Annotated in this window: 24 protein-coding genes; 12 read left to right on the forward strand and 12 right to left on the reverse strand. The window is 74.3% G+C overall.

Going from position 1 to position 25371, the window contains the following annotated elements; all coding sequences use genetic code 11:
- Positions 1 to 10: 10 nt before the first annotated feature.
- Together ACWCYY_RS24120 and ACWCYY_RS24125 are read right to left on the reverse strand one after the other, a co-directional pair.
- A complete protein-coding gene (locus tag ACWCYY_RS24120) occupies positions 11 to 1216 on the reverse strand; it encodes a sensor histidine kinase (RefSeq protein ID WP_380149802.1) in 1206 nt (401 codons plus the stop codon).
- Positions 1213 to 1869 carry a response regulator transcription factor gene (locus ACWCYY_RS24125; RefSeq protein WP_449797209.1) on the reverse strand — a complete coding sequence of 219 codons (657 nt, stop codon included), beginning with the start codon at positions 1867 to 1869 and terminating at the stop codon, positions 1213 to 1215. Before ACWCYY_RS24125 ends, ACWCYY_RS24120 begins: the two co-directional genes overlap by 4 nt.
- Before the next feature lie 272 nt (positions 1870 to 2141).
- Between ACWCYY_RS24125 and ACWCYY_RS24130 the strand changes: the two genes are divergently transcribed.
- The 4 genes from ACWCYY_RS24130 to ACWCYY_RS24145 are packed head-to-tail and all read left to right on the forward strand — an operon-like array spanning position 2142 to position 5741.
- Entirely contained in the window at positions 2142 to 2675 is a 534-nt protein-coding gene (locus tag ACWCYY_RS24130; RefSeq protein ID WP_345288128.1) for a hypothetical protein, read from the forward strand.
- A gap of 2 nt (positions 2676 to 2677) precedes the next feature.
- The gene (locus ACWCYY_RS24135; RefSeq protein WP_449797210.1) at positions 2678 to 3778 is read left to right on the forward strand and encodes a peptidoglycan-binding protein; all 1101 of its coding nucleotides are present in this window, start codon (positions 2678 to 2680) and stop codon (positions 3776 to 3778) included.
- Between the two features lie 29 nt (positions 3779 to 3807).
- Positions 3808 to 4503 (forward strand): ABC transporter ATP-binding protein, encoded by a 696-nt coding sequence (locus tag ACWCYY_RS24140; protein WP_449797211.1) that lies wholly within the window; start codon positions 3808 to 3810, stop codon positions 4501 to 4503.
- Positions 4500 to 5741, forward strand: a complete 1242-nt coding sequence (locus ACWCYY_RS24145) for an ABC transporter permease (RefSeq protein ID WP_345288125.1) — start codon at positions 4500 to 4502, stop codon at positions 5739 to 5741. Before ACWCYY_RS24140 ends, ACWCYY_RS24145 begins: the two co-directional genes overlap by 4 nt.
- Positions 5742 to 5797: 56 nt before the next feature.
- Here the strand turns inward: ACWCYY_RS24145 and ACWCYY_RS24150 are convergent, their stop codons facing one another.
- Together ACWCYY_RS24150 and ACWCYY_RS24155 are read right to left on the reverse strand one after the other, a co-directional pair.
- Positions 5798 to 7024, reverse strand: a complete 1227-nt coding sequence (locus ACWCYY_RS24150) for a cytochrome P450 (protein WP_449797212.1) — start codon at positions 7022 to 7024, stop codon at positions 5798 to 5800.
- A 69-nt stretch (positions 7025 to 7093) separates the two neighbouring features.
- On the reverse strand, positions 7094 to 7297 hold the full coding sequence (locus tag ACWCYY_RS24155) for a ferredoxin (protein ID WP_345288121.1): 204 nt from the start codon (positions 7295 to 7297) through the stop codon (positions 7094 to 7096).
- Positions 7298 to 7401: 104 nt separating this feature from the next.
- On the opposite strand from ACWCYY_RS24155, the gene ACWCYY_RS24160 reads away from it, so the two are divergent.
- On the forward strand, positions 7402 to 7920 hold the full coding sequence (locus tag ACWCYY_RS24160; protein ID WP_449797213.1) for a hypothetical protein: 519 nt from the start codon (positions 7402 to 7404) through the stop codon (positions 7918 to 7920).
- A 17-nt stretch (positions 7921 to 7937) separates the two neighbouring features.
- On the opposite strand, the gene ACWCYY_RS24165 is transcribed toward ACWCYY_RS24160, so the two are convergent.
- Together ACWCYY_RS24165 and ACWCYY_RS24170 are read right to left on the reverse strand one after the other, a co-directional pair.
- Positions 7938 to 8381 carry a hypothetical protein gene (locus ACWCYY_RS24165; RefSeq protein ID WP_449797214.1) on the reverse strand — a complete coding sequence of 148 codons (444 nt, stop codon included), beginning with the start codon at positions 8379 to 8381 and terminating at the stop codon, positions 7938 to 7940.
- A gap of 48 nt (positions 8382 to 8429) precedes the next feature.
- Complete coding sequence (locus tag ACWCYY_RS24170; RefSeq protein WP_449797215.1) at positions 8430 to 9278, reverse strand: SDR family NAD(P)-dependent oxidoreductase; 849 nt, start codon at positions 9276 to 9278, stop codon at positions 8430 to 8432.
- A 128-nt stretch (positions 9279 to 9406) separates the two neighbouring features.
- Here ACWCYY_RS24170 and ACWCYY_RS24175 point away from each other — a divergent pair, with 128 nt between their 5' ends.
- The gene (locus ACWCYY_RS24175) at positions 9407 to 10003 is read left to right on the forward strand and encodes a TetR/AcrR family transcriptional regulator (protein WP_449797216.1); all 597 of its coding nucleotides are present in this window, start codon (positions 9407 to 9409) and stop codon (positions 10001 to 10003) included.
- A gap of 22 nt (positions 10004 to 10025) precedes the next feature.
- Here ACWCYY_RS24175 and ACWCYY_RS24180 read toward each other — a convergent pair whose 3' ends face one another.
- The gene (locus ACWCYY_RS24180) at positions 10026 to 10961 is read right to left on the reverse strand and encodes a LysR family transcriptional regulator (protein ID WP_449797217.1); all 936 of its coding nucleotides are present in this window, start codon (positions 10959 to 10961) and stop codon (positions 10026 to 10028) included.
- A gap of 134 nt (positions 10962 to 11095) precedes the next feature.
- Here ACWCYY_RS24180 and ACWCYY_RS24185 point away from each other — a divergent pair, with 134 nt between their 5' ends.
- From ACWCYY_RS24185 to ACWCYY_RS24195, 3 genes are all read left to right on the forward strand, one after another.
- Positions 11096 to 12334: an MFS transporter gene (locus ACWCYY_RS24185; protein WP_449797218.1), complete on the forward strand. Its 1239-nt coding sequence runs from the start codon at positions 11096 to 11098 to the stop codon at positions 12332 to 12334.
- Between the two features lie 79 nt (positions 12335 to 12413).
- Positions 12414 to 13505, forward strand: coding sequence for a vWA domain-containing protein (locus ACWCYY_RS24190; RefSeq protein ID WP_345288109.1), 1092 nt, complete (start codon positions 12414 to 12416; stop codon positions 13503 to 13505).
- 163 nt (positions 13506 to 13668) lie between these two features.
- A complete protein-coding gene (locus ACWCYY_RS24195; protein ID WP_449797219.1) occupies positions 13669 to 13791 on the forward strand; it encodes a hypothetical protein in 123 nt (40 codons plus the stop codon).
- A gap of 78 nt (positions 13792 to 13869) precedes the next feature.
- On the opposite strand, the gene ACWCYY_RS24200 is transcribed toward ACWCYY_RS24195, so the two are convergent.
- The 5 genes from ACWCYY_RS24200 to ACWCYY_RS24220 all read right to left on the reverse strand — a co-directional run bounded on the left by ACWCYY_RS24200 (position 13870) and on the right by ACWCYY_RS24220 (position 22261).
- On the reverse strand, positions 13870 to 14559 hold the full coding sequence (locus tag ACWCYY_RS24200) for an HAD family hydrolase (RefSeq protein ID WP_449797220.1): 690 nt from the start codon (positions 14557 to 14559) through the stop codon (positions 13870 to 13872).
- Positions 14560 to 14640: 81 nt separating this feature from the next.
- A complete protein-coding gene (locus ACWCYY_RS24205; RefSeq protein ID WP_449797221.1) occupies positions 14641 to 15903 on the reverse strand; it encodes a hypothetical protein in 1263 nt (420 codons plus the stop codon).
- Between the two features lie 262 nt (positions 15904 to 16165).
- Positions 16166 to 20215, reverse strand: a complete 4050-nt coding sequence (locus ACWCYY_RS24210; RefSeq protein WP_449797222.1) for an nSTAND1 domain-containing NTPase — start codon at positions 20213 to 20215, stop codon at positions 16166 to 16168.
- 214 nt (positions 20216 to 20429) lie between these two features.
- Complete coding sequence (locus ACWCYY_RS24215; RefSeq protein WP_449797223.1) at positions 20430 to 21524, reverse strand: sensor histidine kinase; 1095 nt, start codon at positions 21522 to 21524, stop codon at positions 20430 to 20432.
- A 47-nt stretch (positions 21525 to 21571) separates the two neighbouring features.
- On the reverse strand, positions 21572 to 22261 hold the full coding sequence (locus tag ACWCYY_RS24220) for a response regulator transcription factor (protein ID WP_449797224.1): 690 nt from the start codon (positions 22259 to 22261) through the stop codon (positions 21572 to 21574).
- Positions 22262 to 22502: 241 nt separating this feature from the next.
- Here ACWCYY_RS24220 and ACWCYY_RS24225 point away from each other — a divergent pair, with 241 nt between their 5' ends.
- The 3 genes from ACWCYY_RS24225 (at position 22503) to ACWCYY_RS24235 (ending at position 25360) form a co-directional block, all read left to right on the forward strand.
- Positions 22503 to 23072, forward strand: a complete 570-nt coding sequence (locus ACWCYY_RS24225) for a M15 family metallopeptidase (RefSeq protein ID WP_449797225.1) — start codon at positions 22503 to 22505, stop codon at positions 23070 to 23072.
- Positions 23069 to 24043: an endonuclease/exonuclease/phosphatase family protein gene (locus tag ACWCYY_RS24230; RefSeq protein ID WP_449797226.1), complete on the forward strand. Its 975-nt coding sequence runs from the start codon at positions 23069 to 23071 to the stop codon at positions 24041 to 24043. Before ACWCYY_RS24225 ends, ACWCYY_RS24230 begins: the two co-directional genes overlap by 4 nt.
- 210 nt (positions 24044 to 24253) lie before the next feature.
- On the forward strand, positions 24254 to 25360 hold the full coding sequence (locus tag ACWCYY_RS24235) for a sugar ABC transporter substrate-binding protein (protein WP_449797227.1): 1107 nt from the start codon (positions 24254 to 24256) through the stop codon (positions 25358 to 25360).
- Positions 25361 to 25371: the final 11 nt, after the last annotated feature.

The raw sequence follows: 25371 nt of genomic DNA on the forward strand, positions 1-25371 counted from the left end.
CGTCGCCGGGTCAGGAGGGCAGCCGGACACGGACGGTGAGCCCTCCGCCGGGGCGCGCGGTGGCGGTGACCGTGCCGCCGTGCGCGGTGGTGACCGCCTCGACCACCGCCAGGCCGAGCCCCGAGCCGCCCGAGCCCTGGGCGCGGGCACGGCCCCGGTGGAACGGTGTGAAGAGCGCCGGGACCTCCTCCGGGTCGAGCACCGGCCCGGAGTTGGTGACCGTCAGGAGGGCGGCGCCGTCGGCGGATCCGGTCCTGAGCTCCGCGGTGCCGCCCGGGTGGTTGTGCCGGACGGCGTTGGCCAACAGGTTGAGCACCAGCTGGTGGAGCAGCTCCGGGTCACCCTCCAGCGGAGCCGGGTCCGGGGAGACGGTCAGCGCCACCCCGGCGGTGCCGGCCTCCTCGGCCAGCTCGCGGGCCGCCGCCGAGGCGGCGTCGGCCAGGTCGGTGCGCCGCGGGTGCAGGGTGCCGCTCTCGCCCCGGGCCAGGGTCAGCAGGGCCGAGATCAGGCTCTCGGTACGGGCGTTGGCGGCCAGCGCGCGCTCCACCGCGGGCCGCAGGCCGTCCGGCACCCGGCCCTGGGCGAGCGGGATCTCCAGCGCCGTGCGCTGCACGGTCAGCGGGGTGCGCAGCTCGTGCGAGGCGAGCGCGGTGAACCGCCGCTGCGCGGTGAAGGCGCGGCCCAGGCGGTCGAGCATGGCGTCGAAGGTGTCGCCGAGCTCGCGGATCTCGTCGTACGGCCCGTCCAGCGCGAGCCGCTCGTCCAGGCTGCGGTCGGCGCTGATCCGGCGGGCGGTGGCGGTGACCTGGTGCAGGCGGGCCAGCGAGCGGCGTCCGGCCCACCAGGCCAGCAGCGCGGCCAGCAGGGTGAAGACGGCGAGCAGCAGCAGGGAGCGGGTCAGCAGGTCGGAGAGGATGGTGTTGCGGAAGTCGTCGAAGCCCTGGGCCGGGGTGGTCAGGGCGGCCGGGGTGCTGCTCCCGGACGTCGGGACACCGCCCTCGGGCGCCGGGAAGCCGGTCTCCGGGGAGGGGACGACGGGCGTCGCGGGCTCCAGGGGCAACGGCCTCAGCAGGTCCCGGTTGGCCTGGATGAGCTGACGGGCGCTCAGCAGGTTCAGCGCGAGCATCCCGCAGCCGAGCACCGCGAACACCCCGGTGGTGACCAGGGCCAGCCGGCCGCGCAGCGGCAGCCGGCCGGGCCTCCCGGGGCGCTTCACAGCCGGTACCCGAAGCCGGGGTCGTGCACGATCAGCGGTGGGTCGCCGAGCTTGCGGCGCAGCGCGTGCACCGTGACGCGGACGGCCGTGGTGGCCGGGTCGACGGCGGTGTCCCACAGCCGCTCCCGCAGGTCCTCGGTGGCCACCGGCGCGCCGTCGGCGGCCAGCAGCTCCTCCAGCACGCCGAGCTCACGCGGCGTCAGCTGCAGCGGCCGGCCGTCCCGTTCGGCCACCCGGCGAACGGTGTCGAGGCTGATGCCGCGCCGGCTGAGCACCACCGGGGCGCGGTTGGCGGCCGTGCGGCGGCCCAGCGCCCGCAGCCGGGCGACCAGTTCGAGGTAGGAGAAGGGCTTGGCCATGTAGTCGTCCGCCCCGTGGCCCAGGCCCTCCACCAGGTCGGAGAGCGAGCCGGCGGCGGTGAGCATCAGGATCCTGGCCGGGTGCCCGGCGGCGGCCAGCGCCCGGCAGACGGCGTCACCGCCGAGCGCGGGCAGGTCGCGGTCGAGGATCACCACGTCGTAGTCGGCCTCGCCGGTCCGCCGCAGCGCCTCCAGGCCGTCGTGGGCGACGTCGCAGAGCATGCCCTCGCCGCGCAGCCCCTCGGCGAGCATCGCGGCCAGCTCCCGTTCGTCCTCGACAATCAGCACCCGCATGACCCGTCCCGCTCCGTTCGCTCTCCCGTTTCCGGCCACGGGGGCCGTCTCACCGTTCGCATCGGACCGGGCCGGGCCGCCCGGCGCGTGCACGGCCCGCGGTGGGCGTGGGTGCCGGACGGGCCGGGCCCGACCCGAACGGTGAGACGGCCCCTGGGCCCCAGCCTGCCGGGCCCGGCGTTAGCCGCCGGTTAGGCGCGCAGTCACCGGTGCCTCACCGCGCGGCCCGTAGACCTGGTGGAGGTCATCCGAGACAGCCAGGGAGAGTGGACATGGAGAGCAATTCGAGGAGGGGCGTCCGGTGGATCGGCGCCGCCGCTGCCGTCGCGGTGCTGCTGACGGCCGGCTGCTCGTCGGGGAGCGCCGCGCCCGAGGTCGCCGGGGCCGGCGGCTCGGGGCGGGCGAAGCCACAGGACGACGACCAGGTCCGCCGGGCCTGGGTGGACTGCATGCACAAGCAGGGGCAGACCGGTGTCGAGCAGGACAAGGACGGCAACATCGGCTTCCCCGCCGCGCGCACCGACACCGGCCTGCCGGAGGGCTACGAGACCGCGACCCGGATCTGCGACGAGAAGGTGCCCGGCATCCACCAGGTGCAGCAGGCGAACAAGGCCAAGTTCGTCGAGATGGGCCGCAAGTGGGTGGCCTGCGTGCGGCAGAACGGCTACCCCGACATGCCGGACCCGGACCCGAAGGACGGGATCGTGGTGATCCCGCGCGCGGTGTTCGACGCCACGAAGTGGAGCGTGGCGGGCAAGGCCTGCGACGAGCGGTTCCCGATGCCCGGCTACCGGATCGGGGAGTGAGCGTGACACGCGGGGAGGAGGCCCGCGGGCGGCGCCGACTCGTGGTCCCGGTGCTGGTGGCCGTGGTCGCGGCCGGCGGCACCGCGGCCGCGCTGGGCGCGCCGTGGGAGCGCGGCGGAGCGGCCGCCGGGCCGGCCGCCGTGGCCTTCGACCTGGTGACGGTCGAACAGGGATCGCTGTCCAGCAGCATCCAGCTCACCGGCACGCTGGTGCACGACGCGCCGGTCCAGGTGGCCGCCGCCGGGAAGGGTGTGCTCACCGCGCTGCCCGCCGTCGGCGCGGTGGTCCGGGCGGGGGAGCGGCTCTACGAGAGCGACGGGCAGCCGGTGGTGCTGATGACCGGTCAGCGCCCGCTCTGGCGGGACCTGGGGCCGGAGGTGCCCGAGGGGCCGGACGTCGAGCAGCTGAAGCGCAACCTGATCGACCTCGGCCTCGCCAAGGGGCTCGGCCTGACCGCCGACCGGAAGTTCACCCCGGACACCGCCACGGCCGTGAAGCGCTGGCAGAAGTCACTGGGCGTCAGGGAGACCGGCACGGTGGCGCTCGGCAGCGTGGTCATGCTGCCGGAGAAGGCGGTGCGCATCCAGCAGCTCGGTGCCCAGCTCGGCTCGGCCCTCGGCAGCGGCCCGGTCCTGACCGTGACCCGCACCGACCTGGTGGTCACCGTGCAGCCCGCCGAGAACCAGGTCTCCCGGTTCAAGCCCGACGGGCGGGTCCGGATCAGACTGGCCGACGGCTCCACCGTCGACGGCCGGGTCCGCTCGCTGGTGCGCGGCTCGGCGGGCGGAGACGACAAGGCGGCCGGGGGCTCGGACGGACCGGGGGCCAAGACCACCGCCACCCTGGTGCTGGACGGCCAGGAGAAGGCCCAGCAGGCCGGGCCCTCGGCGGTGACGGTCAGCGTGGTCGGCGACACCGCCGAGCACGCGCTGATCGTCCCCGTCACCGCGCTGCTCGCGCTGGACGGCGGGGGCTACGGGGTGCGGGTCTCCGAGGGCGGGGCCACCCGGCTGGTCCGGGTCCAGCTCGGGCTGATCGCCGACGCCAAGGCCCAGATCACCGGGGACGTGGCGGCCGGTGCCCAGGTGGTGATCCCCAAGTGACCTCCCGGACAGATGAGTTCACGCCTCCCGTGCTGGAGCTGTCCGGTGTGGTCAAGGAGTACCCGGGCGCTCCGCCGCTGCGGGTGCTGCACGAGGTCGACCTGAGCGTCGAGGCCGGTGAACTGCTCGCCGTGGTCGGCCCGTCCGGCTCCGGCAAGTCCACGCTGCTCGCCCTGCTCGGCTCGCTCGACCGGCCCAGCTCCGGCCGGCTGCGGTTCGAGGGCCGGGACCTGGCCGGGCTCTCCGAGCCCGAGCTGGCCGCGCTGCGGGCGCACCGGATCGGCTTCGTCTTCCAGCAGTTCTTCCTGCTGCCCGGGCTCAGCACGGTGGAGAACGTGGCCACCGGTCTGCTCTACGGGGGCGCCCCGGCGGCCGAGCGCCGGGCGCGGGCGGTGGAGACGCTGCGCTCCGTCGGCCTCGGCCACCGGCTGGACCACCACCCCGACCAGCTCTCCGGCGGTGAGCGCCAACGGGTCGCCATCGCCCGGGCGTTGGTCGGCCGCCCGGCCCTGCTGCTCGCCGACGAGCCCACCGGGGCGCTGGACAGCGCCTCCGGGGAGGGCGTGGTCGAGCTGCTGCGGACCCTGAACGCCGACGGCACCACGGTCGTGGTGATCACCCACGACCGCGAGCTGGCCGCCTCCTTCCCCCGGCGGGTCGGCATCCACGACGGGCGTATCGCCTTCGACGAACGCGGGCCCGCGAGGGCCGGAGGTGGCGTGTGAAGCCCCGTCAGGAACCCCGCCAGGAGCCGCGTCAGGCGACCCGTCAGGACCCGGGCCGACGGCGGGTCAGGCTGCGCCCCGTCGACCTGCTCCGGCTCGGCATGATCGGGCCGCGCACCCGGCGGCTGCGGACCGCGCTGTCCGCGCTCGGCATCGCGCTGGGCATCGCCGCCGTGGTCGCGGTCACCGGGATCTCCAGCTCCAACCAGGAGCACCTGCTGAGCAGGCTGGACCGGCTCGGCTCCAACCTGATCACTGTGACCCCGGGCAAGGGCAGCGACCAGCGGCCGGTGCCGCTGCCGCCCACCGCCGAGACGATGCTCGCTGCGATCGGCCCCGTCCAGCAGGTCACCGCGACCGGTGCCACCCGGGCCGAGGTCTACCGCAACGACCTGGTCCCGCCCCAACAGACCAACAGCATCACGGTGTTGGCCGCCCGGCTGAACCTGCTGGAGGTGCTGCACGCCACCCTGGGCAGCGGGCGCTGGCTGGACGCGGCCGCGGAGAACCTCCCGGTCACCGTGCTCGGTGACCGCACCGCAGAGCGGCTCGGCGTGAGGGCCCCGGGCGAGCGGGTCTGGCTGGGCGGCCAGTGGTACACCGTGCTCGGCGTGCTGGCGCCGAACGAGCTGGCGCCCGAGCTCGCCACCACGGCCCTGGTCGGCTGGCCGCAGGCGGTCGCCCACCTCGGCGCGGACGGCACCGCCGCCACCGTCTACCTGCGCTCGCACCCCGAACGCGTCCCGCAGGTCCAGGCGGTGGCGGCGGCCAGCGCCAACCCGGCGAGCCCGGCCACGGTGGCGGTCAGCCGCCCCTCGGACCTGCTGGCGGCCCGGGCCGAGACCCGCTCCGCGCTCACCGGGCTGGTGCTGGCGCTGGCCGCGGTGGCGCTGCTGGTGGGCGGGGTCGGCATCGCCAACACCATGGTGGTGGGCGTGATGGAGCGCCGGGGTGAGATCGGGCTGCGGCGGGCACTGGGCGCGCGCGGCGGCCAGATCGCGGCGCAGTTCCTGCTGGAGGCGGTGCTGACCGGCTTCGTCGGCGGCGTCGGCGGCCTGCTGCTGGGCGGCCTCACCGTGTACGGCTACGCGCTGGCCCAGGGCTGGCCGGCCACCGTCCCGCCCTACACCCTGCTCGCCGGGCCCGCGGTGGCGGTGGCAGTGGCCGCGGTGGCGGGGATCTACCCCGCGCTGCGGGCGGCGCGGGCCTCGCCCACGGAGGCGCTGCGCTCGGCGTGAGTGCCGCTGCCCGGGCCCTCGCCGGAAGGCGGGCCCGGGCAACGGCGGGTGACGGCTCACCAGGCGACGGGCAGCTCCCGCAGGCCGTGCACGGCGGAGGAGCTGCGGAACTCCAGCTCCTCGTAGGGGACCGCCAGCCGCAGACCGGGCAGGCGGCGCAGCAGGGTGGGCAGGGCGATCCGCAGCTCGATCCGGGCCAGCGGCTGGCCCAGGCACTGGTGCACGCCGAAGCCGAAGGCGAGGTGGCGCCGGGCGTCCCGGGTGATGTCCAGGGCGTCCGGCCCGGTGAACAGCTCCTCGTCCCGGTTGGCGGTGGAGAGCATGCAGAGCACGCCCTCGCCGGCCCGGACCAGGGTGTCGCCCAGCTGGACGTCGGCCAGGGCGACCCGGGGCACCCCGTGGTGCACGATGGTCAGGTAGCGCAGCAGCTCCTCCACCGCGCTGTTGGTCAACTCCGGCTCCTTGCGCAGCCGTTCGGCCTGCCCGGGGTTGCGCAGCAGGGCCAGGGTGCCGAGCGCGGTCATGTTCGCGGTGGTCTCGTGCCCGGCCACCAGCAGGAGCAGGCCCATCGAGGCGGCCTCGGCGGTGGTGAGCTCGCCGCGCGCGACCAGACGGCTGATCAGGCTGTCGTCCGGGGTGCGCCCCTTCGCCTCGGCGAGTTCGGTGAGGTAGCCGGTCAGCGCGTCCACGGCCGCCGTCACCTCCTCGGGGGTGGCGGCCAGGTCCAGCAGGCTGCGGCTGTGCCGCTGGAAGAAGTCGTGGTCCCGGTACGGGACGCCGAGCAGCAGGCAGATCACCAAGGACGGGACGGGGAGGGCGAATTCGGCCACCAGATCGGCCGGACCGCCGTCGGCGGTCATCCGGTCCAGCGCCTCGTCCACGATCCGCTGGATCTCGGGGCGCATCGCCTCCACCCGCTTGATGATGAACTCGCCCGTGAGCATGCGGCGTTGGCGGGCGTGCTCGGGGTCGTCGAGGCGGATGAAGCTGGGCGTGGTGCGGGTGGTGATCTCGCGCCGGCCGGGGGAGAGGAAGGGGAAGCCCGGGTGCCGGGCGTCGGCGCTGAAGCGCGGGTCGGAGAGGGCGGTGCGGATCTCCTGGAAGCCGGTCACCAGGTGGCAGGAGGTGCCGTCCCAGAGCCGGGCCTCGGTGACGGGGGCGAGGCGGGAGGCGTCCCGGTAGGCGGGCAGCGGGTCGAAGGGGCAGCGGCCGGGGGCCGCGGGCAGCTCGGTGGGGGCGGGGCGGGCGTGGCCCTGCGGCGGCGCGGGGGTGTCGATGCTCATGGTGCGGCGCTCCTTCCAAGGTCCAGCGGGGGTGGCGGGGACGGGCGGCGGCTCGGGGCCGGGCGTTTCTCAGGCCTGATCGTCCGTCAGGGTGATGGCCCCGCCCGGGCACAGCGCGGCGGCGAGCCGGACGGCCGGGCGTTCGGCGGGCCCGGGGGCCGGGTCCAGCAGCTCCACCAGGCCGTCGTCCTCGCTCTGGTCGAAGACGGCGGGGGCGGTCAGCACGCACTGGCCGGAGCCGCAGCACCGGTCCTGGTCAACGGTCACCTGCATGGTGGGCACCTCGGTCGCTCTCGTGAATCGGTTTCCCTAGGCAACCAAATCACTCTAACCCCACGTTCATCGCACACGAAGGTCCGGCGCGCCCCGGGGCGGAATTGGCGGAAAACCGCCCCTGGCACGGGGCTTGGGGCCGGTGTCACCGCCCGTGCCTACGATGGCGGCATCCGGCCCCGAACCCCAGGAGACCTCCGATCGCCGCCGACCTCGCCACCCTGATCCGGGGCGCCCTCGACCTGCTCGCCCGTCCCGAGCTGCACCCGCGCGAGCTGGACCCGTACGCCACCAGCACCGTCGACGTGGCGGGCCGCCCGAGCGTCTGCCTGGTGTCGGCGTCGGCGCCGGGCGGGCCGGTGGTGGTCTGGTCGGCGATGGGCGCGTACGAGGAGTGGATGGCGGCCGGGCTGGCGGGCCCGTACCTCGCGCTGCACCTGGAGCCCGACTCCGGGTACTTCCACCTCGGGCAGCCGGCCCTGGTGCGCGAGCGCGGGCACCTGCGGCTGGTCGCCGAACTGGTGCCGGAAGCGCTGGCGTCGGAGCGGGAGTTGGCGGCGGCGCTGGAGGTCTTCCTCGACCGCCAGTGCCGTGCGCACGAGCTGCTGCGCGCCCTCGGCTGAGCGGGGCGGACGCCCCGTCAGGTGCGGGCGGTGGCGTTCGCCCGAAGGTGTGCGAGCAGGGCGGGCACGTCGTTGCCCGGGTCGCCGTCGCGGGTGAAGGCGGTCATCGCCTGGAGGGCGGCGCGGGCCAGGCCGCCGTTGCCCGCCGGGGTGTCGGGCACGGTCCTGGCCCAGCTCGCCAGCAGGTACGACCACTGGATCAGCAGGCGGGAGGAGACGCCCTTCTCCAGCGTCGCGAGCTGGGACTCGCGCTCGGCCGGTGGCCGGTCGGCCAGGCCCAGGGCCTCGGTGAGCAGCAGTTCCAGCGCGTAGGCGCTGTACCGGGCGACCAGCGCGGCGAGGGCCGGCTCGCCCTGGCCGCCCCGGGCCAGGGCGGTGAGGGCCCGGTCGTCCTGCTTCCAGGCGGCCTCCAGGGCGTTGACGGCCCGCAGCATCTGATCCGGCGTCATGTCGGGACTCATGGCCGCACCGTAGCCGCTGCGGGGGTGGTGTCCTGCGTGTCCTGCTGGTCAGCGCACCCAGGTGCGGGTCATGTCCTGGACCGCGGAGCCGTCGAGGTCGGCCAACTTGGGCGCGGTGAAGTCCCGGGCCCACTGCGAGGTCTGCAGGCGGAAGGCCGGCCGCTCCTCGGTCAGGGCCGCCAGGATCGGCTCGGCCGCCTCGGCGGGGGACTGGGCGTTGGCGAAGGAGGCCTGGGTGCGGGCGAGGTAGGCCTGGAGGGCGGGCGCGTAGGGGCCGGCTGCGGCCAGTGCGGCCGGGACGTCCAGCCCGATGTTGGCGACGAACTCGCTGGCCACCGCGCCCGGTTCGACCACGGTGACGCCGACGCCCACCGTGGCGGCGACCGGGGCGAACGACTCCATGAAGCCCTCGACCGCGAACTTGGCCGCGCAGTAAGCCTCGTTGAAGGGCTGGCCGACGATGCCGCCGACGCTGGTGACGGTGACGATCCGGCCGCCGGAGGCGCGCAGGTGGGGAAGGGCGGCGTGGGTGGTGGTCACCACGCCGAAGAAGTTGACTTCCATGGTGGCCCGGACGGCGTCCACGCCCATCTGCTCGACGGTGCCGACCCCGGCGGCACCGGCGTTGTTGACCAGCGCGTCGAGGCGGCCGTACTCGGCGATCACCTCGTCCAGGCAGGCGGTGACGCTCGCCGGGTCGACCACGTCCAGGCGCTTGATCCGGATCCGCTCGGCGAGGCCCTCCTCGGCGGCCGCCTTGAGCAGGGGCTCGGCCTTGCCGGTGTCGCGCATGGTGGCGATGACGGTCCAGCCCGCCCGGGCGGCGCCGAGCGCGGTGGCCAGGCCGATGCCGGAGGAGGTGCCGGTGATCAGGACGGTCTTCTCGGTGGTGGTCATGGGGCCCTCCAGCGGGACGGGTCGGGTCGGCAGGGGCGAAACGGGGAACTCCCCGGTTCCATTCGAAGGTAACCGGAGGACTCCCCGTTTGTCCAAGTAGACTGATGACCCGACGAAAGGAACCACCCGTGCCGAGCCAGCCGAGCCAGCCCGCCCCCCTGCGGGCCGACGCCCGCCGCAACCGGGAGCGCATCCTCGAAGCGGCCGTCCGCGCCTTCGCCGAGCAGGGGCCGGACGTGCCGCTCGATGCCATCGCCAAGGCGGCCGGCGTCGGCTCGGGCACCCTCTACCGCCACTTCCCCCGGCGGGAGGAACTGGTCGAGGCGGCCTACCGCAACGAGCTGGCCCGGGTCTGCGACAGCGCCGTCGAACTGCTGGACGCCTACCCGCCGGACCGGGCGATGCGGCTGTGGATGGACGGGTTCATCGGGTACCTGACCGCCAAGCAGGGCATGGCGGACGCGTTGCGCGCCGCCGTGGCCTCCGGCGCCGACCCGTTCGCCGAGACCCTGGAGCGGCTCGGCGGTGCGATCGACTCGCTGCTGCGGGCCGGGGCCGAGGCGGGGCTGCTGCGCTCGGACGTCGAGGCCTTCGACGTCGGCCTGAGCCTGACCGGCGTCGCCCAGCTCACCGGCACCCCCGGTCAGGCGGAGCGGGTCGGCAGACTGCTCGACCTGCTCCTGGACGGACTGCGGTACGGGGCCCGCGGCGCCCGGGGGGCCTGACGGCGGGTCAGTGCAGAGTGGGTCAGCGGCGCGGCGTCCAGGAGGGGGTCCAGGTGCCCGGTGCGTCGTGGCCGGGGGCGGTGGCGGCGAGGTGGGCGCGCAGGGCGGCCAGGGCCGGGTGCGGGTTGTCGCGGTGCCAGAGGAAGGAGTGCGGGTAGACCGGCGTCGGGTCGGTGACCGGGATGCGGCGCAGGTCGTGCCCGGCGGGCCAGATCAGGCGGGTGTGGCCGCCCATGAAGGTGGCCAGCGCCGGGGTGTCGGCGATGGTGTCGAGGAGGGAGTCGGAGCCGAAGTTGGGGCCGGTCGCCTCGATGGTGAGGCCGAACTCCGCGGTCAGCTCCGCGTAGTAGGCGGCCCACTCGCTGCCGGGCAGCAGGCCCGGCATCCAGATCCGGTGCGCGGCCAGCTCGGCGAGCGTCACGGACCTGGCGCGGGCCAGCGCGTGGTCCGGGCCGGTGAGCAGGTGCAGCGGCTCGTCCAGCACCCGGACGGAGCGGAGCTCCTCGGGCAGCGGGTGCCCGGGCGCGGCCACCGCGCGGAACGACCCGTCGAGCGCCCCCGAGCGGAGCGCGGCCACCGCCTGCTCGACGTCCAGCAGCATCAGTACGTCCAGCTCGGTCTCCGGGTGCGCCCCGTGGAAGCCGCGCATCAGGCCGGAGCCCGCGCCGCGCGAGTTCAGCACGTCGATCCGCAGCGCCCGGTGGCCGGTGCGGACGGAGGCCAGCGCGCGCTCGGCGGCGCGCAGCAGCTCGCGGGCGTGCGGGAGGAAGGCCCGGCCGTCGATGGTCAGCTCCGCGCCGCGCGGGGTGCGGGTGAACAGCCGCACCGCGAGGCTGCGCTCCAGCGCGGCGATCCGCTTGGAGACGGCCTGCTGGGTGAGCGTCAGCTCGTCGGCCGCCTCCTGGAACCGGCCCGAGTCGGCGGCGGCCACGAAGGTCCGGACGGTGTCGAGGTCCATGGTCCGCCACTGTACGGGAACAACCGGTGGTTGTGACTGGCGGCCGGATCGTTGTTTGAACTCCGAGGATCCCGAGAGATTTGATGCCGGAGGTCGCCTGCCGGTTGTGGCGGGCCGGGGGAGGGTGCGAGCTGATGGGGCGTCGGTTCGGGTGGTTCCTGGGTGCGTACGGCGCGAGCGCGCTCGGCACCTGGCTGGCCTTCGGCGCCTTCCCGGCGATCGCGGTCGGGGTGCTGCACGCCGGCCCGGCCGAGGTCGCCCTGCTCTCCTCGGCGGCCGCGCTGACCGGAGCCGCGGCGGCGCTGCCGCTCGGGGCCTGGGCGGAGCACCGGCGCAGGCGGCCGGTCATGGTGGCCGCGGACCTGGTGCGGTGCGGCGCGCTGCTGACCGTCCCCGTCGGGTACGCGCTCGGCCTGCTCACCCTGCCCTGGCTGCTGGCCGTCGCGGCGCTGCTGGCGGCGGCCGAGACCACCTTCCGCGCGGCCTCCGGCGCGTACCTGCGCGAGCTGCTACCGGGTGGGGAGCTGCTGGCCGCCAACTCCCGCCTGGAGGCGGCTTCCTGGACGGCTACGGCGATCGGCCCGCCGCTCGGCGGAGTGCTGGCCGGGCTGCTGGGGCCGGTCGCGACGGTGACGGCCGATGCGGTGAGCTACCTGCTCTCGGCGCTGGGGCTCGCGGCGTCGGGACGTCCAGAGCCCGGGGTGGAGCGGAGGGCAGGGGGCGGGACCGGGACCGGGACCGGGGCTGGGCAGCGGCGGGAACTGTTCGACGGCTGGCGGCTGATCCTCGCCGACCCGGTGCTGCGGCCGCTGCTGCTGCACACCGCCCTCTTCAACGGGTTGGTCACCGCCACCGAACCGCTGCTCGCCGTGCTGATGCTCGGTCAGCTCGGCTTCGCCCCCTGGCAGTACGGCCTCGCCTTCGCCCTGCCCTCCCTCGGCGGCCTGCTCGGCGCCCGCCTGGCCCGGCCGCTGGCCGCCCGCCTGGGCGAGCACCGGGTGCTGCTGGCCGCCGGCGCGCTGCGCGCGCTCTGGCCGCTCGGCCTGGTCCTGGTCGGCCCGGGCACCGGCGGTCTGCTGCTGGTGACGGTCGTCGAGGGCGGTCTGATCGTCTGCTGCGCCGTCTTCAACCCGCTGCACGCCACCTGGCGGCTGCGCCGGACCGCGCCCGGCCACACCGTCCGGGTGATCTCCGCCTGGTCGGTCACCACCCGCGCCGCCACCGCGCTCCTGACGGCCGTCTGGGGTGTGCTCGGCAGCCTGCTGGGCGTCCGGACGGCGCTCGGGCTGGCCGGTGCGCTGGTCCTCGCGACGCCGCTGCTGCTGTTCCCGCAGGGAATTCGGCGAGCCGTTTCTGTCAGTGCTCGGCCGTAAAGTGGAACCAACGCTGAAGGGAACGCCGGAAAGGCGCCCGAGTCGCGTTTCCACCGCACCGTCGAATTGGGGGATCCTCATGTCCGTCAGCAGGATCAAGCACAAGGTCAACCACGTCTCCCTGGTGGTCGACAAGTCGGGTTCGATGCACCAGCACGAGGCCCAACTGATCCGCGTGGTGGACGAGTTCGTGAAGGGCCTCCAGGAGGAGTCCGACCGGCTCGGGCACGAGACGCGCATCAGCCTCTACGCATTCGACCACGAGGTGCACAATCTCGTCTGGGACATGGACGTCAAGCACCTTCCGTCGCTCAAGGGCCTTTACCGCGTGGAGAACGGCGCGACCGCGCTGATCGAGGCCGCGGTGAAATCCGTGGACGACCTGAAGAACATCTGGGAGGGGTACGGCGAGCACTCCTTCCTCCAGGTCGTCGTCACCGACGGCGAGGAGAACGCGTCCGGATTCTCCGAGTCCGGGAAGATGCACGTCCGGCAGAAGGGCGGCACCGGCACCGCCGTGCTGCGCTCCTGGACGGAGCGGATCCACACCGCGATGGAGGAGCTCCCCGAGCACTGGACGTCCGCGATCCTGGTGCCCAACTCGCTGGCCAAGCGCACCGCCCAGGAGTACGGCTTCCCGGCGGGGAACATCGCGATCTGGGACGCCGACTCCACCCAGGGCGTCGAGGAGGCGATCGGCACCGTCAAGTCGGCCGCCACCAGCTTCCTGCGCGGCCGCGAGAAGGGCGTGCGCGGCACCAAGAACCTCTTCGCCATGGGCCAGGACCTCAAGGCCGCCGACGTCAGCGCGAACCTGGACGCCCTCGACGCGGGCAAGTACATCCTGGTCCCGGTCGACGAGCAGCTGCCGATCCGTCAGTTCGTCACGGCCGCCGGGCACCCGTACAAGACCGGCTGCGCCTACTACGAGCTCTCCAAGCGGGAGAAGATCCAGCCCCGCAAGCAGCTGGCGGTGGCGGAGAAGGACCCGACCACCGGCCGGATGACCGGACGGGTGTTCTCCGGCCCGGCCGCCCGCCGCCTGCTGGGCCTGCCCGCCACCGAGACGACCGTGAAGCCGGGCGACAACCCGAACTTCACCGTCTTCGTCCAGTCCACCTCGGTCAACCGAAAGCTGGTCCCGGGCACCAAGCTGCTCGTCATGCTGTAGCGGCTCGGTCCGGCCGGGTCCGGGCGGGCCCGGTGTGGCTCGCTGGAGGTGCAGAGGTGCACCTCCAGCAGGCTGCGGCGGAGGATTCGGTGACGGTGCCTACCGGAGCCTGCTGGTCCTCACCCGGGGACGTCCCGACGCCCAAGGCCTGGCCTTCGACACCATGTACTACGCCTTCCACCCGCTGGACGTCCTCGCGGCCGTCCGGGCCGTCGCCCCGCCGACCGTCGGTACGGCGGACCACACCGGCACCACGCCCCTGCCCGGGAGCATCCAGCTCTGGTGAGACCCGCTCCGGTGGTGTCCAGCGTGCGGTGGTGGAGGCGGGGGTTGATCCCGGCCGTGCGGTGCGGGTGGCGGGCCGTCAGGCGGTGGCCGCCGCCACGGCGGCTGAGAGCGAGGGGAGGTAAGGGCCGGGCCAGTCGTCCTCGCGGGAGTGGGCGTCGTTGGCCGCCCAGTCGCTGGCGCGCAGCATCATCGCCGTCATGCCCTGCCCGCTCGCGCCGGTCAGTTCGCCGCCCCCGCCGTCCCCGATGTAGAGGCAGTCCGCCGGCTCGGCGCCGAGCGCTGCCGCGATCCGGTGGAACAGCTCCGGGGCGGGCTTGCGCAAACCTTCCCGGCAGGAGAACACCACCGCATCCACCAGCGGCGCATGCGGCAACTCCGCCCAGAGTTCCGCGAGTTCGATCGAGCAGTCGGTCAGCACGCCGGTCCGCAGCCCCAGGCCGCGCAGCCGCTCCAGGGTGTCGAGCGCGTCCTCGCGGAGGACGAAGAGCTCGCGCTGCGCGCCGAGCCGCGCCGCCACCGCCTCGGCCAGAGCCTGCTCGGACGGCTCCACTCCGCAGCGGCCGGCCAGGGTGCGGATCGTCTGCGGGAGATCGCCGAGGGCACCCGTGGCCCGCTCCGGGAAGGACGCGTCCAGAGCCCGCCGCCAGAGGTGCGGCGGGATGCCGAGCGGAGCGGCGCTGCGGGCCGCGTGCTCGTCCCAGACGGCGGTGGGAGTGCTCGGGGTGAGGGTGCCGAAGAAGTCGAAGACCGCGGCCGAGAGGGGCATGGCCGGACCCTACACGGTGCGTCAGCCCCGGTGCGGGGACGCGCCGTTCGGGAACGTGCCGTGCGGGAACGCGGGCAGGTGTCAGGACAGGGAGAAGCCCAGGTCGCGGACGATCGGGGTCATCGGGACGTAGAGGACCTGCCAGTAGCAGGTGGTCGGGGTGGCGGTGGAGCGGGGCGGGCAGGTGACCGAGCTGGAGGAGCCACCGGCCACCACGACGCCGCGGGCCTCCATGTCCTGTTCCGCGCCGTAGGGATTGGCGAGCACCGGTCCGCCGCTGTCGCCCTTGGCGACGATCGGACGGTGGTCGCCGCCGCGCGACTCGGCCACGTCCACCGGCTTGGTGACGGAGCCGTCCGCGCCCTTGGCCTGGACGTCGACCGCCGTCACCTTGACGTCGCAGGTCCAGCCGGTCTGGGCACCGCTGAGGCAGACCAGGTCGCCGACGTTGTTGCGGCCCGGCCCGTACACCCGGCGGGAGGTGCCCCGGGCGTCGGACCAGGAGCCGTCGTAGACCCGGCCGGAACCGTCGCCGTTGATGCCGACCAGGCCGACGTCGAAGCCCTCGTTGGCGGCGATCCGGTCACCGATGTAGCGGTCGGCGCCGTTGTAGTAGCGGCCCGGGCCGCAGTGCGCGGCGGTGAGCACCACCTTGGCCGAGCCCTTCCAACCCGTGAACGCGGTGGAGCAGAACGCCGCCTTGTCGGTACGGACCTGGGAGCCCGCGTAGTAGGGGGAGTTGTCGCCCTGGCGGCCGCCGGAGAGCGGGACGGCGTGGCCGGCGGCCCGGACGGTCACCGGCAGGCCGGCCAGGTCGGAGGCCCGTTCGGCGAGGCTCGTCCGGGCGGTCTTCGCGTCGCGCTCGGCGGTGGCCGGATCGTGGGTGACGGTGATGCCGCTGCCGTCCTCGTTCGGCCCGGCCGAGGTCCAGGAGTCCGGCGCGGCCCGTCCGGTGAAGCGCTCGACCGCCGCCGTCATCTCGGCCCGGGAGTAGCGCCCGGTCCGCAGCTCCACGGCCAGCCCGGGCGGGGTCAGCCGGCTGACCAACTCGTGGATCTCGCCGGGCACTTCGCCCTTCCAGTAGACCTGGGCGCGCCCGGCCGCGGCGTCGATCACGGTGCCCGCGTAGCCGCCGCTGCCGGGCAGGCCCGACTCGGCCCAGTCCTGCACCGCGTCGGTGGTGCGGTGGAGTTGACGCTGGGTCAGCGGATCGGCGGGCAGCAGCAGGGACTCGCCAGGCACCCGGACGCCGCCGGCCTCGTCGGGCTGGTCGGCGGCCGCACCGAGGGCCGCCACCGAGGCGGCGGCCAGGCCCAGGGCGAGCGTCACGCGGACGGGGCGCATCCCGTACTTCCTCTCAGCGGGGTGGCCCTCAGCGTAGGGGTGCGGGCACGGCCGACCGGCCTCCGAAGAGCGGAGATCACCCGGGTAGGCGTACGCCCAGCGCCGGGTGCCCGGGCTCGGGAGGCGTTGACCCTCGACCGAGCTCGACCAGTCCTTCGGAGTCCACGCGGCCCGTGAACCGGCTTGCCGAGCAGGCCTGTTCGCCGACGCCTCGGGAGAACCTGGCCCGCTTCGCGGAACTGCGGAAGGCGTGCTTCCGCACTTACCCCCGCGGGCCCTCGGGGCCGGCCGGACAGACGGACCCGTCGGTCCGGTCGGGCGGCAGGTAGACCGCCTTCTCGGTCGGGCTGAGGTCACGGCCGACGGCCTCGCAGATGGCGGTGACGGCGGCGTCCGGTGCGAGATGGGTCCACAGCCGTACGGTGAGGTCCCCGCCGGCAGTGGCGAGCGCGCGGCCGTCGGGGCTGAAGGCGACGGAGTTCACGTCGCCGGTGTGGCCGGTGAAGGTGGCGGTGGTCGTGCCCGTGGCCACGTCCCACAGGCGAGCGGTGTGATCGTCGGCGGCGGTCGCGAGGGTGTGGCCGTCCGGGCTGAACGCCACCGAGTTGACGGCTTCGGTGTGGCCCGTGAGGACGGCGGTCGTTCTGCCGGTGGCCGCGTCCCACAGGCGCACGGTGCGGTCCCGGCCGGCGGTGGCGAGGGTGCGGCCGTCGGGGCCGAACACCACGGCGTGCACGGTGTCGGTATGGCCGGTGAGGACGGCGGTGGTCGCGCCGGTGGCCGCGTCCCACAGGCGCACGGTGTCGCCCTGGTCCGCGGTGACGATGGTGGCGACCGTGCGGCCGTCGGGGCTGACCGCGCCCCTGGGCGGGGGTGCGGGGCGGCTGTCGGTGGTGGCGGTGGCCTTGCCGGTGGCCACGTCCCAGGACTGCGTGGTTCCGCTGCTGCTCGTGGTGGTGAGGGTGTGGCTGTCGGAGGTGAACACCGCCGAGAGCACGTCCTCGGTGGGCCCGGTGAGGACGGCGGTGGTCCTGCCGGTGGCCGCGTCCCACAGGCGCACGGTGTTGTCGTCGGAGGTGCTGGCGAGGGTGCGGCCGTCGGGGCTGAACACCACCGACCGCACGATGCGGGTGTGGCCGGTGAGCGTCGTGGTGGCCACGTTCCACAGGCGCGCCGTGCCGTCGGAGCCAGCGGTGGCGAGGGTGCGCCCGTCGGGGCTGAACGCCACCGAGGTCACGATCTCGGTGTGGCCGGTGAGGACGGCAGTGGTCCTGCCGGTGGCCAACTCCCAGAGCCGCGCGGTGTGATCGTGGCTGGTGGTGGCGAGGGTGCGGCCGTCGGGGCTGAACGCCACCGAGTCCACGGCGCTGGTGTGGCCGGTGAGGACGGCGGTGGTCGCGTGGCTCGCCACGTCCCACAGGCGCGTGGTGTGGTCCCGGCCGGCGCTGGCGAGCGTGCGCCCGTCGGGGCTGAACGCCACGTCGAACACGTCGTTGGCGTGGCCGGTGAGGACGGCGGTGGTTCTGCCCGTGGTCACGTCCCAGAGTCGAACGGTGCGGTCGTAGCTGCCGGTGGCGAGCGTGCGGCCGTCGGGGCTGAAGGCCAGGGCGAACAGCTCGTTGGTGTGGCCGGTGAGGATCGCGGTCGTCGCTCCGGTGGCCACGTCCCACAGGCGCGCGGTGTGGTCCCAGCTCGCGGTGGCGAGGGTACGGCCGTCAGGGCTGAACGCGAGCTCGACCACGTCGTTGGTGTGGCCGGCGAGGACCGTGGTGGTGGCACCGGTGGCCACGTCCCACAGGCGGGTCGTGTTGTTGTCGGCGGCGGTGGCGAGCAGGCGGCCGTCCGGGCTGAAGGCCACCGCGCGGGCGGTCCCTACGAGAACGGCCGTGACCCTGCCGGTGGTCACGTCCCACAGCCGCGCCCGGCCGTCGTTGTCGGCGGTGGCCAGGGTGCGGCCGTCGGGGCTGAACGCCGCTTCGGAAACCCATTCGCCCGGGCTGACGAGGGTGCGGCGCAGGGGAAGGGCAGCGGCACTGCGGACCGCGGCGGCCGCCTCCGCGGTGGGGTCGGTCCGGTAGGCGGCGACGGCGAGGAGAGAGGCAATGTCCGAGTCGGCGACCAGCAGGGCGGTCGACTGGGACGCCAACTTCCGCGACTGCGAGATGAGTTGAGCGGCCCGGGCGGTGCGCTCCGCGGTGACGGCCGACTGGCGCTGCCACAGGGCCAGCCCCGAGGCGAGCAGGGTGAGGGCGAGGAAGGTCGCCAGCACGGTGTTCCGCAGCCTGCTGCGCCGTGCGGCGGCCTGCTGGTGGCGTCGGCCCGCGTCGAGGAACGCCGCGAGCTCGGCCGGGATACGCCGGTGGTGGGACCAGTCCGTCCCTTCGGCGAGGAGGGCTCTGGTGGGCAGGTCCTGGGGATCGCCGCCCGCCTGCCAGCGGGACTGCTGGACGCGGGCGCGGTGGAGCCAGTCGTTGAACCGGGCGGTTTCTCCCACCCAGCGCCGCAGGGTGGGCCAGTCACGGACGAGGGCGTCGTGGAACAGCTCGACCATCGGCGTCCCGACCGCGTCACCGGCCCGGCTCGGCCCGGGTATCCGGTCGGTGGTGATGACGCGGTGTCGGGAGAGGACGGCCAGGACCTCGTCGACCGCGCCCAGCGCCTCGGGTGTGTCGGCGGCGGCGGCGAGTTCGCGCAGCTGCTGGAGCGGGAGCTGTTGGCGTGCCGCGGGGAGGTTCAGCAGCTCGTCGGCGGGGCGGACCAGAGCGGTGAGAGCGCGGCGGGCGATGTTCCGTTGCTGTTCGTCGAGCTCACGCAGGGCGTCGCCGTACAGGTCGGCCAGAGCTCCGGTGACGCCGCGGATGCGGCGGTAGGCGTCATGGGTGAGGCGGCCGTCGTGGGCCAGGCGGCGCTCCCAGAGTCGGCTGAGAGCGACCTCGAGCAGCGGCAGGACGGTGACCGGTGCCGCGGAGTCCTGGGCGGCGAGGGGGTTGAGGGCCAGGGTGTCGGAGACGATCCGTTCGGCGAGCCCCGCTTCGAACCGGACCGGCAGGTCGGACGGCCCGCCGACGATCGCCTCGAGGTCCCCGACGGACAAGGTGGCGGGGACGTTGAGCACGCCGTGCGTGTCGAGTGCGGCCTGCAGCAGGCCGGGGGCCAGGGCGGACAGGCGCGGGTAGAAGTCGTCGCGCATGACGAGGACGAGGACCACCTCGGGGGCTGGGTCGGAGATGATCGCCCCGGCGAGTTCGGTCAGTGCCGTGAGGCTCTCGTCACGGTGACCGGTGGTGGGCGCCAGGAGCTCCTCGAACTGGTCGATCACCAGCACCACGCGCCCACGGCTCCGGACGGTCTCCGGCCCGGCTGCTGACGCTCCGTCGGATCCGGGGGTGACCGACGGTGGGCCGGCCTTCGCGAGGGCCGTCGGCAGCTCGGGCCCGGGACGGGTGACCACCTGGCGCCAGCGGTCGCTGCCCGGCAGCCGCCCGTCGGCCAGGGCGGGCAGGAGACCCGCCTGGACCAGGGAGGACTTGCCCGCCCCGGACGGACCGAGCAGCAGCATCACCTGCTGCCCGCTCCCCAGGACCGCCAGGAGCTGGGACACCGCCTGCTCGCGGCCGCGGAACCATCGGGCGTGCTCGGCGGTGAAGGGCTCCAGCCCCCGGTACGGCGACACGTCGCGCAGCTCCAGGGAGGGCCGGGCCGCCCGGAGCACCTCGGTCGGCGTGGCATAGGCGATGCCCTGGCCCCGGGCGTGGACGTCGGGTGCCGTGATCGAGGTGACCATGCCGACCACCAGGCCGGTCGACTCGTCCAGGAGCGGCCCGCCGCTGAACCCGGTGGTCAGATCGTTGGCACCGGTCAGCTGCAGCAGATCACCGGAACCGTCGGCCGCCGACAGCAGCCCGACGACGGTGGCGGAGCCGAAGTGCCCGTCCGCCGGGGCCTGGACGGGGAAGCCGAGCGAGCGGACCCGGTGCCCACCGCAGCCCACGGCCGATCCCAGCACGAGCGGGGTCGTACCCGCCGGGGACTCGTCGAGGAGGACCAGGCCGATGTCCTGCTCCGCCGGGGCGCGCCACCCCTCCTCCAGCACCCGACCCGTCGGAGCCGGGACACCCGGCACGCGTGGGAAGACCAGGCGGACCGGGTCCCCCGGGCCGTAGCCACCGTCGGCCAGCACGTGTGCGCAGGTGATCAGCAGGTCGCCGGCGACCAGGAAGCCCGTCCCCAGCACCGCTCCGTCGGCATCGCGGACCTGGGCGACCGCGGCGGTCAGCACATCGGGTGCGAGGGACTCCTGGACGTCGTCCACCGGGTCAGACCGCCGCTGCGCTCGAACCGGCGGTCCTGAGCAGGAACGAGCCGTCACGGTCCAACGGCACCCGGGCTGCCTGTCGCCCCATCAGATCCCCCTGCCGGCAAGCCCCACGGCGAGCACAGCGACAAGGTACCCGCGGTGGGGCGGGGGCATGGAAGGAACGGAGAGAACCGGCCGGCCACCCCGTGCTCCTTCAGGCGGACGGCGGTCAGGCTTGCCGGGGCCCGGTCAGGGCCGGCAGGTCGAGGGTGACGTGGAGGCCGCCGTCCGGGTTCGGGATGAGGTGGAGGGTGCCGTGGTGGGCGGTGGTGACGGCGCTGACGATGGTGAGGCCCAGGCCGTGGCCGCGGCGGGTGGGGTCGGTGGCGGTAGTGCGGCCGCGGGCCCGGAGGAAGGGTTCGGTGAGGGTGGCCACGGTCTCGGGGGTGAGCGAGGGGCCGGTGTTGGTGACGGTCAGTCGGACGTGGGAGGGGTCGGAGGGGTGGGGGCCGGTGGTGAGGGTGACGGTGCCGCCGGTGGGGTGGTTGTGGCGCAGGGCGTTCTGCAGGAGGTTGAGGGCGGCCTGACGGAGCAGCACCGGGTTGCCGGTGGTGGGTGCGGGGTCGAGCGTGGCGGTGATGGCGATGCCGTGGGCGGTGGCCTCGGCGCGGACGGTGGCCAGGGCCTCGCGGGTGGCGGTGGCCAGGTCGGTGGGGGTCAGCTCGGGCGGGGACTCGTCGAGTTCGGCGAGGGCGAGCAGGGCCTCGGTGATCTCGATGCCGCGCTGGTTGGTGTCCTGGAGGCGGGTGACCAGCCGTCCCCAGTCCTGGCCGTCCGGGTCGGCGGCGGCGACCTGGAGCATGGTGCGGGTGATGGCCAGCGGGGTGCGCAGCTCGTGCGAGGCGTTGGCGGCGAAGCGCTGCCGGGCCTCGAAGGAGTGCTGGAGGCGGTCGAGCATCTCGTCGAAGGCGTCGGCGAGTTCGGTGAACTCGTCGCGCGGCCCGGTGAGGGCGACCCGGTGGCCGAGCGCCCCGTCGGCGGCCCGCCGGGCCGCACCGGTGAGGTCCTTGAGCGGCCGCAGCACCCGCCCGGCGATGAACCAGCCGCCGACCAGGCCGACCGCGGTCATCAGGGCGAGGGCGTAACCGCCGGCCACCAGGAGGGTGGTGAGGATCTGCTGGCGGGACGGCGCGTCCGAGCGGTAGCGCGGGTTGGAGGAGGTCAGCGGGTAGTTCGGGACGTACTTCATGCCGACGTAGATGACGGCGAGAGAGAGCGTCCCGGCGGCCAGGGTGAAGAGGGTGTAACTGAGTGTCAGGCGCATCCGGGCCGTCAGGCGACGGGGCCGCGGCGCGGCGCCGGGGGGCCGGTTCACTCGGTGCTGCCCTGGGTGCCGTTCTCGGGCTCGCCGAAGCGGTAGCCGACGCCGGGGACGGTGTGGATCACCCAGGGGTGGCCGAGGCGCTTTCGCAGGCCGGAGATGGTGATCCGGACGGCGTTGGTGAACGGGTCGGCGTTCTCGTCCCAGGCCCGCTCCAGCAGGTCCTCGGAACTGATCACCCCGCCCCGGGCCGCCATCAGCACCTCCAGGACCGCGAACTGCTTGCGGGAGAGCGCGACGTAGCGCCCGTCGCGGTAGACCTCGCGGCGGAACGGGTCCAGCCGCAGCCCGGACTGCTCCAGCACGGGCGGTGCGGACTCGGCCGGGCGGCGGGCCAGGGCGCGCAGCCGGACGACGAGTTCGGGCAGGTCGAAGGGCTTGGTGAGGTAGTCGTCGGCGCCGAGCTCGAAGCCGCCGACCTTGTCGCCGAGCCGAGCGGCGGCGGTGAGCATCAGCACCCGGCAGCCGAGGCCGCGCTCCACGACGATCCGGCAGACCTCGTCCCCGTGGGTGCCGGGGATGTCCCGGTCGAGGACGACCACGTCGTACGCGTGCACGGCGAGCCGTTCCAACGCGGCGTCGCCGTCGCCGACCACGTCGGCGGCGATCGCCTCCAACCGCAGCCCGGCTTGGACCGCCTCGGCGAGGTAGAGCTCGTCCTCGACCACCAGGACCCGCACGTGCCGTTCTCCCGTCTGCGCTGCTCACGTTCCCCTGCGGGCTCCATTGGACCTCATCGGACGTATCGAAAACGTATCGGCCCGCTGGAGGGGTTCGGGGGCGGGTCGGGGAGGGCGTGGGCGGGGGTGAGGGGTGGGAGGAGGTGTATCGAAAACGTATCGGCCCGCGCGTACGTCCTCGTAACACCGGCTCCCGTCGAATGGCTCCGGCAACGCAGGTGGACGAGGACGGGAGTACGGGATGGGTGGCAGGCGTCGGTTGGTGGTGGGGGCCGTGGCGTTGGCGGTGCTGAGCACCGTTGGGGTGTGGGTGGCCGGTTCGGGGACGGCGGGGATCCGTGGGATCGCGGCCATGGTCGGCGGCGGGTCGTCCGGGCCGGAGGACGGGGCGGTCCCGGCGGGGACGAGGTTGAGCCCGTTCGACGACGGTGCCCCGGCGGTCGGGAAGCTGGACGCCGCCTTGCTGGCCGCGCTGCGGAAGGCGGCCACCGACGCCCGGGCGAAGGGCATCGAGGTGGGCGTCACCTCGGGCTGGCGCAGCCGCGACTACCAGCAGGGGCTGCTGGACCGCGCGGTGGTGGAGCACGGGAGCCTGGACCGGGCCCGACGGTTCGTCAACACCCCGGACTCCTCGACCCACGTGGCGGGCAAGGCGGTGGACGTCGGGCCGACCGACGCCGCGTACTGGATGGCCCAGTACGGCCCCCGGTACGGGCTCTGCCAGGTCTACTCCAACGAGGTCTGGCACTACGAACTGCTCACCACCCCGGGCGGGACCTGCCCGGACAAGCTCCCGAACGCCGCCGGATGAGCGCGGGTACGGCGGCGGCGGAGGCGGCGCCGCCTCCGGTGCGGGCGGTGCGGGCCCGGCCGGCGCGGTGGCGTCGAGGGCTCGTCCCGGCGGGGCTGGGGGCGGTGACGGCGCTCGCGCTGGCGGGGCACCGGTGGTTGCCGGACCTCGGGCTCGGGCTGCGCAGTCTGTGGGAGAGCGTGCTGCCGTGGAGCGCGGTGGTGGCGGTGGGGCTGCTCGGCTGGGCCGCGCTGCGGCGGGCGCCGTCGGCGGCCTGCGCGGGCGGGGTGGTGGCGGTGGTCTGGGCGGTGATGTTCGGGCCGTTGCTGACGGCGGGTCAGGCGGTGGCGGGCGGTGAGGGTCTGACGGTGGTCACCCACAACGTGGCGGCCGACAACCGGGATCCGGCCGGGACCGCCCGCACCCTGCTGGCGGCCCGTCCGGACCTGGTGGCCCTGGAGGAGGTCACCGACGCCACCTGGCCGGCCTACCGGGACGCGCTCGGCGCCGAGCTGCCGCACCACATCCGCTCCGGCACCGTCGCCCTGTGGAGCCGCCACCCGCTGGCGGAGGCCGGCCGGCTGGTCATCGACCCCGGCTGGAACCGCTCGCTCCGGGCCGAAGTCCGCACCCCCTTCGGGCCGTTGGCGGTCTTCGTGGCCCATCTGAACTCCGTCCGCCCGCACCTCACGGGCTTCACCACCGGCCACCGCGACGGCAACCTGAGGGCCCTCGGCCGTGCGGTGGCGGCCGAGCCGCTGCAGCGGGTGGTGGTGCTGGGCGACCTCAACACCGCCCCGGACGACCACGCCCTGGCCCCGCTCACCGAGCACCTCGGCCTCGCCCGCACCGGTTTCGGCTTCACCTGGCCCGCCGCCTTCCCGTTCACCCGCATCGACCACGTGCTGACCCGGGGCCTGTCCGCCGACACCTGGACCCTCCCCGCCACCGCCAGCGACCACCTGCCGCTGGCGGGGCGGCTCCGGCCCTGAGCGGACGGGGCCACAGTGTCCGGGGGCCTCCGGGGCCGGGCCCGCCTCGCGGTAGCCGCCGGCCGGCGGGCAGGTAACGGAACGGTGGGGATCACCGTGCGTGACGGGAGGAGGCGGACGGTGCCGTCGTCCCAAGGGTGGTTTCGCTGAGTAGCCGGGACGGGGTGACACTGGGTGGTGGGGGCGGCCCCGAAGTGAAGAGGCTCCGTCATGAGCAGTCGGCTCCGCCGCGTGGGCGCGGCAGCGGCAGTGATCACCTTCGGTCTCGGTGCGGGCCTCAGTGCCTGCGGCGAGGCCAAGCAGTCCACCGGGGGAGGAGGTTCCTCGGCGAGCGGCGGCCAGGTCAAGATCGGACTGCTGCTGCCGGAGACCAAGACCACCCGGTACGAGCAGTTCGACCGGCCGCTGATCGAGCAGAAGATCAAGGAACTGGCCCCGCAGGCCCAGATCGACTACTACAACGCCAACGAGAACGCGACGACCCAGCAGACCCAGGTGGACACCGCCCTGACCAAGGGCGACAAGGTGCTGATCCTGGACGCGGTGGACGCCAAGGCGATCCAGTCCTCGGTGCAGAAGGCGCACGACGCGGGCGTGAAGGTGATCGCCTACGACCGGCTGGCCCAGGGGCCGGTGGACGCCTACGTCTCCTTCGACAACCGCAAGGTCGGCGAGCTCCAGGGCCAGGCCCTGGTCACCGCGGTCGGCGACAAGGCCGGCGCCGGGTCGATCGTGATGATCAACGGCTCGCCCACCGACCCGAACGCCGCCGACTTCAAGGCCGGTGCGCACAGCGCCATCGACGGCAAGCTGAAGGTCGGCAAGGAGTACGACACGCCCAACTGGGACCCGAACAACGCCAACCAGGAGGCCGCCGCGGCGATCACCGCGATCGGCGGCTCCAACGTGGTCGGCGTCTACTCGGCCAACGACGGCATGGCCGCCGGCATCGCGACCGCCCTCAAGGCGGCCGGCCTGAGCGTGCCGCTGACCGGCCAGGACGCCCAACTCGACGCTGTCCAGCGGATCCTGGCGGGCACGCAGACCATGTCGATCTACAAGCCCTTCAAGCCCGAGACGGACAAGGCCGCGCAGCTGGCCGTCGACTTCGCCCAGGGGAAGACCCCGGACGCCGCGCTGCTGCCCGTCCAGGTCACCAACGGCAGCGGCAACCAGGTGAAGGCCGACCTGATCACCCCGGTCGTGCTGACCAAGGACAACATCAAGACCACCGTGGTAGCGGACGGCCTCTACTCCGTCGACAAGATCTGCACCCCCGACTACGCCGCCGCCTGCAAGGCAGCCGGCCTCCAGTAGGGGACGGGCCG

This window comes from Kitasatospora sp. NPDC001664, assembly GCF_053596675.1.

Bases quoted from the DNA above. Each gene is read 5' to 3' on its own strand.
- ACWCYY_RS24125 (WP_449797209.1), bottom strand. From the start codon at position 1,869: ATGCGGGTGCTGATTGTCGAGGACGAACGGGAGCTGGCCGCGATGCTC.
- ACWCYY_RS24130 (WP_345288128.1), top strand. From the start codon at position 2,142: ATGGAGAGCAATTCGAGGAGGGGCGTCCGGTGGATCGGCGCCGCCGCT.
- ACWCYY_RS24150 (WP_449797212.1), bottom strand. From the start codon at position 7,024: ATGAGCATCGACACCCCCGCGCCGCCGCAGGGCCACGCCCGCCCCGCC.
- ACWCYY_RS24155 (WP_345288121.1), bottom strand. From the start codon at position 7,297: ATGCAGGTGACCGTTGACCAGGACCGGTGCTGCGGCTCCGGCCAGTGC.
- ACWCYY_RS24165 (WP_449797214.1), bottom strand. From the start codon at position 8,381: ATGAGTCCCGACATGACGCCGGATCAGATGCTGCGGGCCGTCAACGCC.
- ACWCYY_RS24170 (WP_449797215.1), bottom strand. From the start codon at position 9,278: ATGACCACCACCGAGAAGACCGTCCTGATCACCGGCACCTCCTCCGGC.
- ACWCYY_RS24180 (WP_449797217.1), bottom strand. From the start codon at position 10,961: ATGGACCTCGACACCGTCCGGACCTTCGTGGCCGCCGCCGACTCGGGC.
- ACWCYY_RS24185 (WP_449797218.1), top strand. From the start codon at position 11,096: ATGGGGCGTCGGTTCGGGTGGTTCCTGGGTGCGTACGGCGCGAGCGCG.
- ACWCYY_RS24190 (WP_345288109.1), top strand. From the start codon at position 12,414: ATGTCCGTCAGCAGGATCAAGCACAAGGTCAACCACGTCTCCCTGGTG.
- ACWCYY_RS24195 (WP_449797219.1), top strand. From the start codon at position 13,669: ATGTACTACGCCTTCCACCCGCTGGACGTCCTCGCGGCCGTCCGGGCC.
- ACWCYY_RS24200 (WP_449797220.1), bottom strand. From the start codon at position 14,559: ATGCCCCTCTCGGCCGCGGTCTTCGACTTCTTCGGCACCCTCACCCCG.
- ACWCYY_RS24205 (WP_449797221.1), bottom strand. From the start codon at position 15,903: ATGCGCCCCGTCCGCGTGACGCTCGCCCTGGGCCTGGCCGCCGCCTCG.
- ACWCYY_RS24215 (WP_449797223.1), bottom strand. From the start codon at position 21,524: ATGCGCCTGACACTCAGTTACACCCTCTTCACCCTGGCCGCCGGGACG.
- ACWCYY_RS24225 (WP_449797225.1), top strand. From the start codon at position 22,503: ATGGGTGGCAGGCGTCGGTTGGTGGTGGGGGCCGTGGCGTTGGCGGTG.
- ACWCYY_RS24230 (WP_449797226.1), top strand. From the start codon at position 23,069: ATGAGCGCGGGTACGGCGGCGGCGGAGGCGGCGCCGCCTCCGGTGCGG.
- ACWCYY_RS24235 (WP_449797227.1), top strand. From the start codon at position 24,254: ATGAGCAGTCGGCTCCGCCGCGTGGGCGCGGCAGCGGCAGTGATCACC.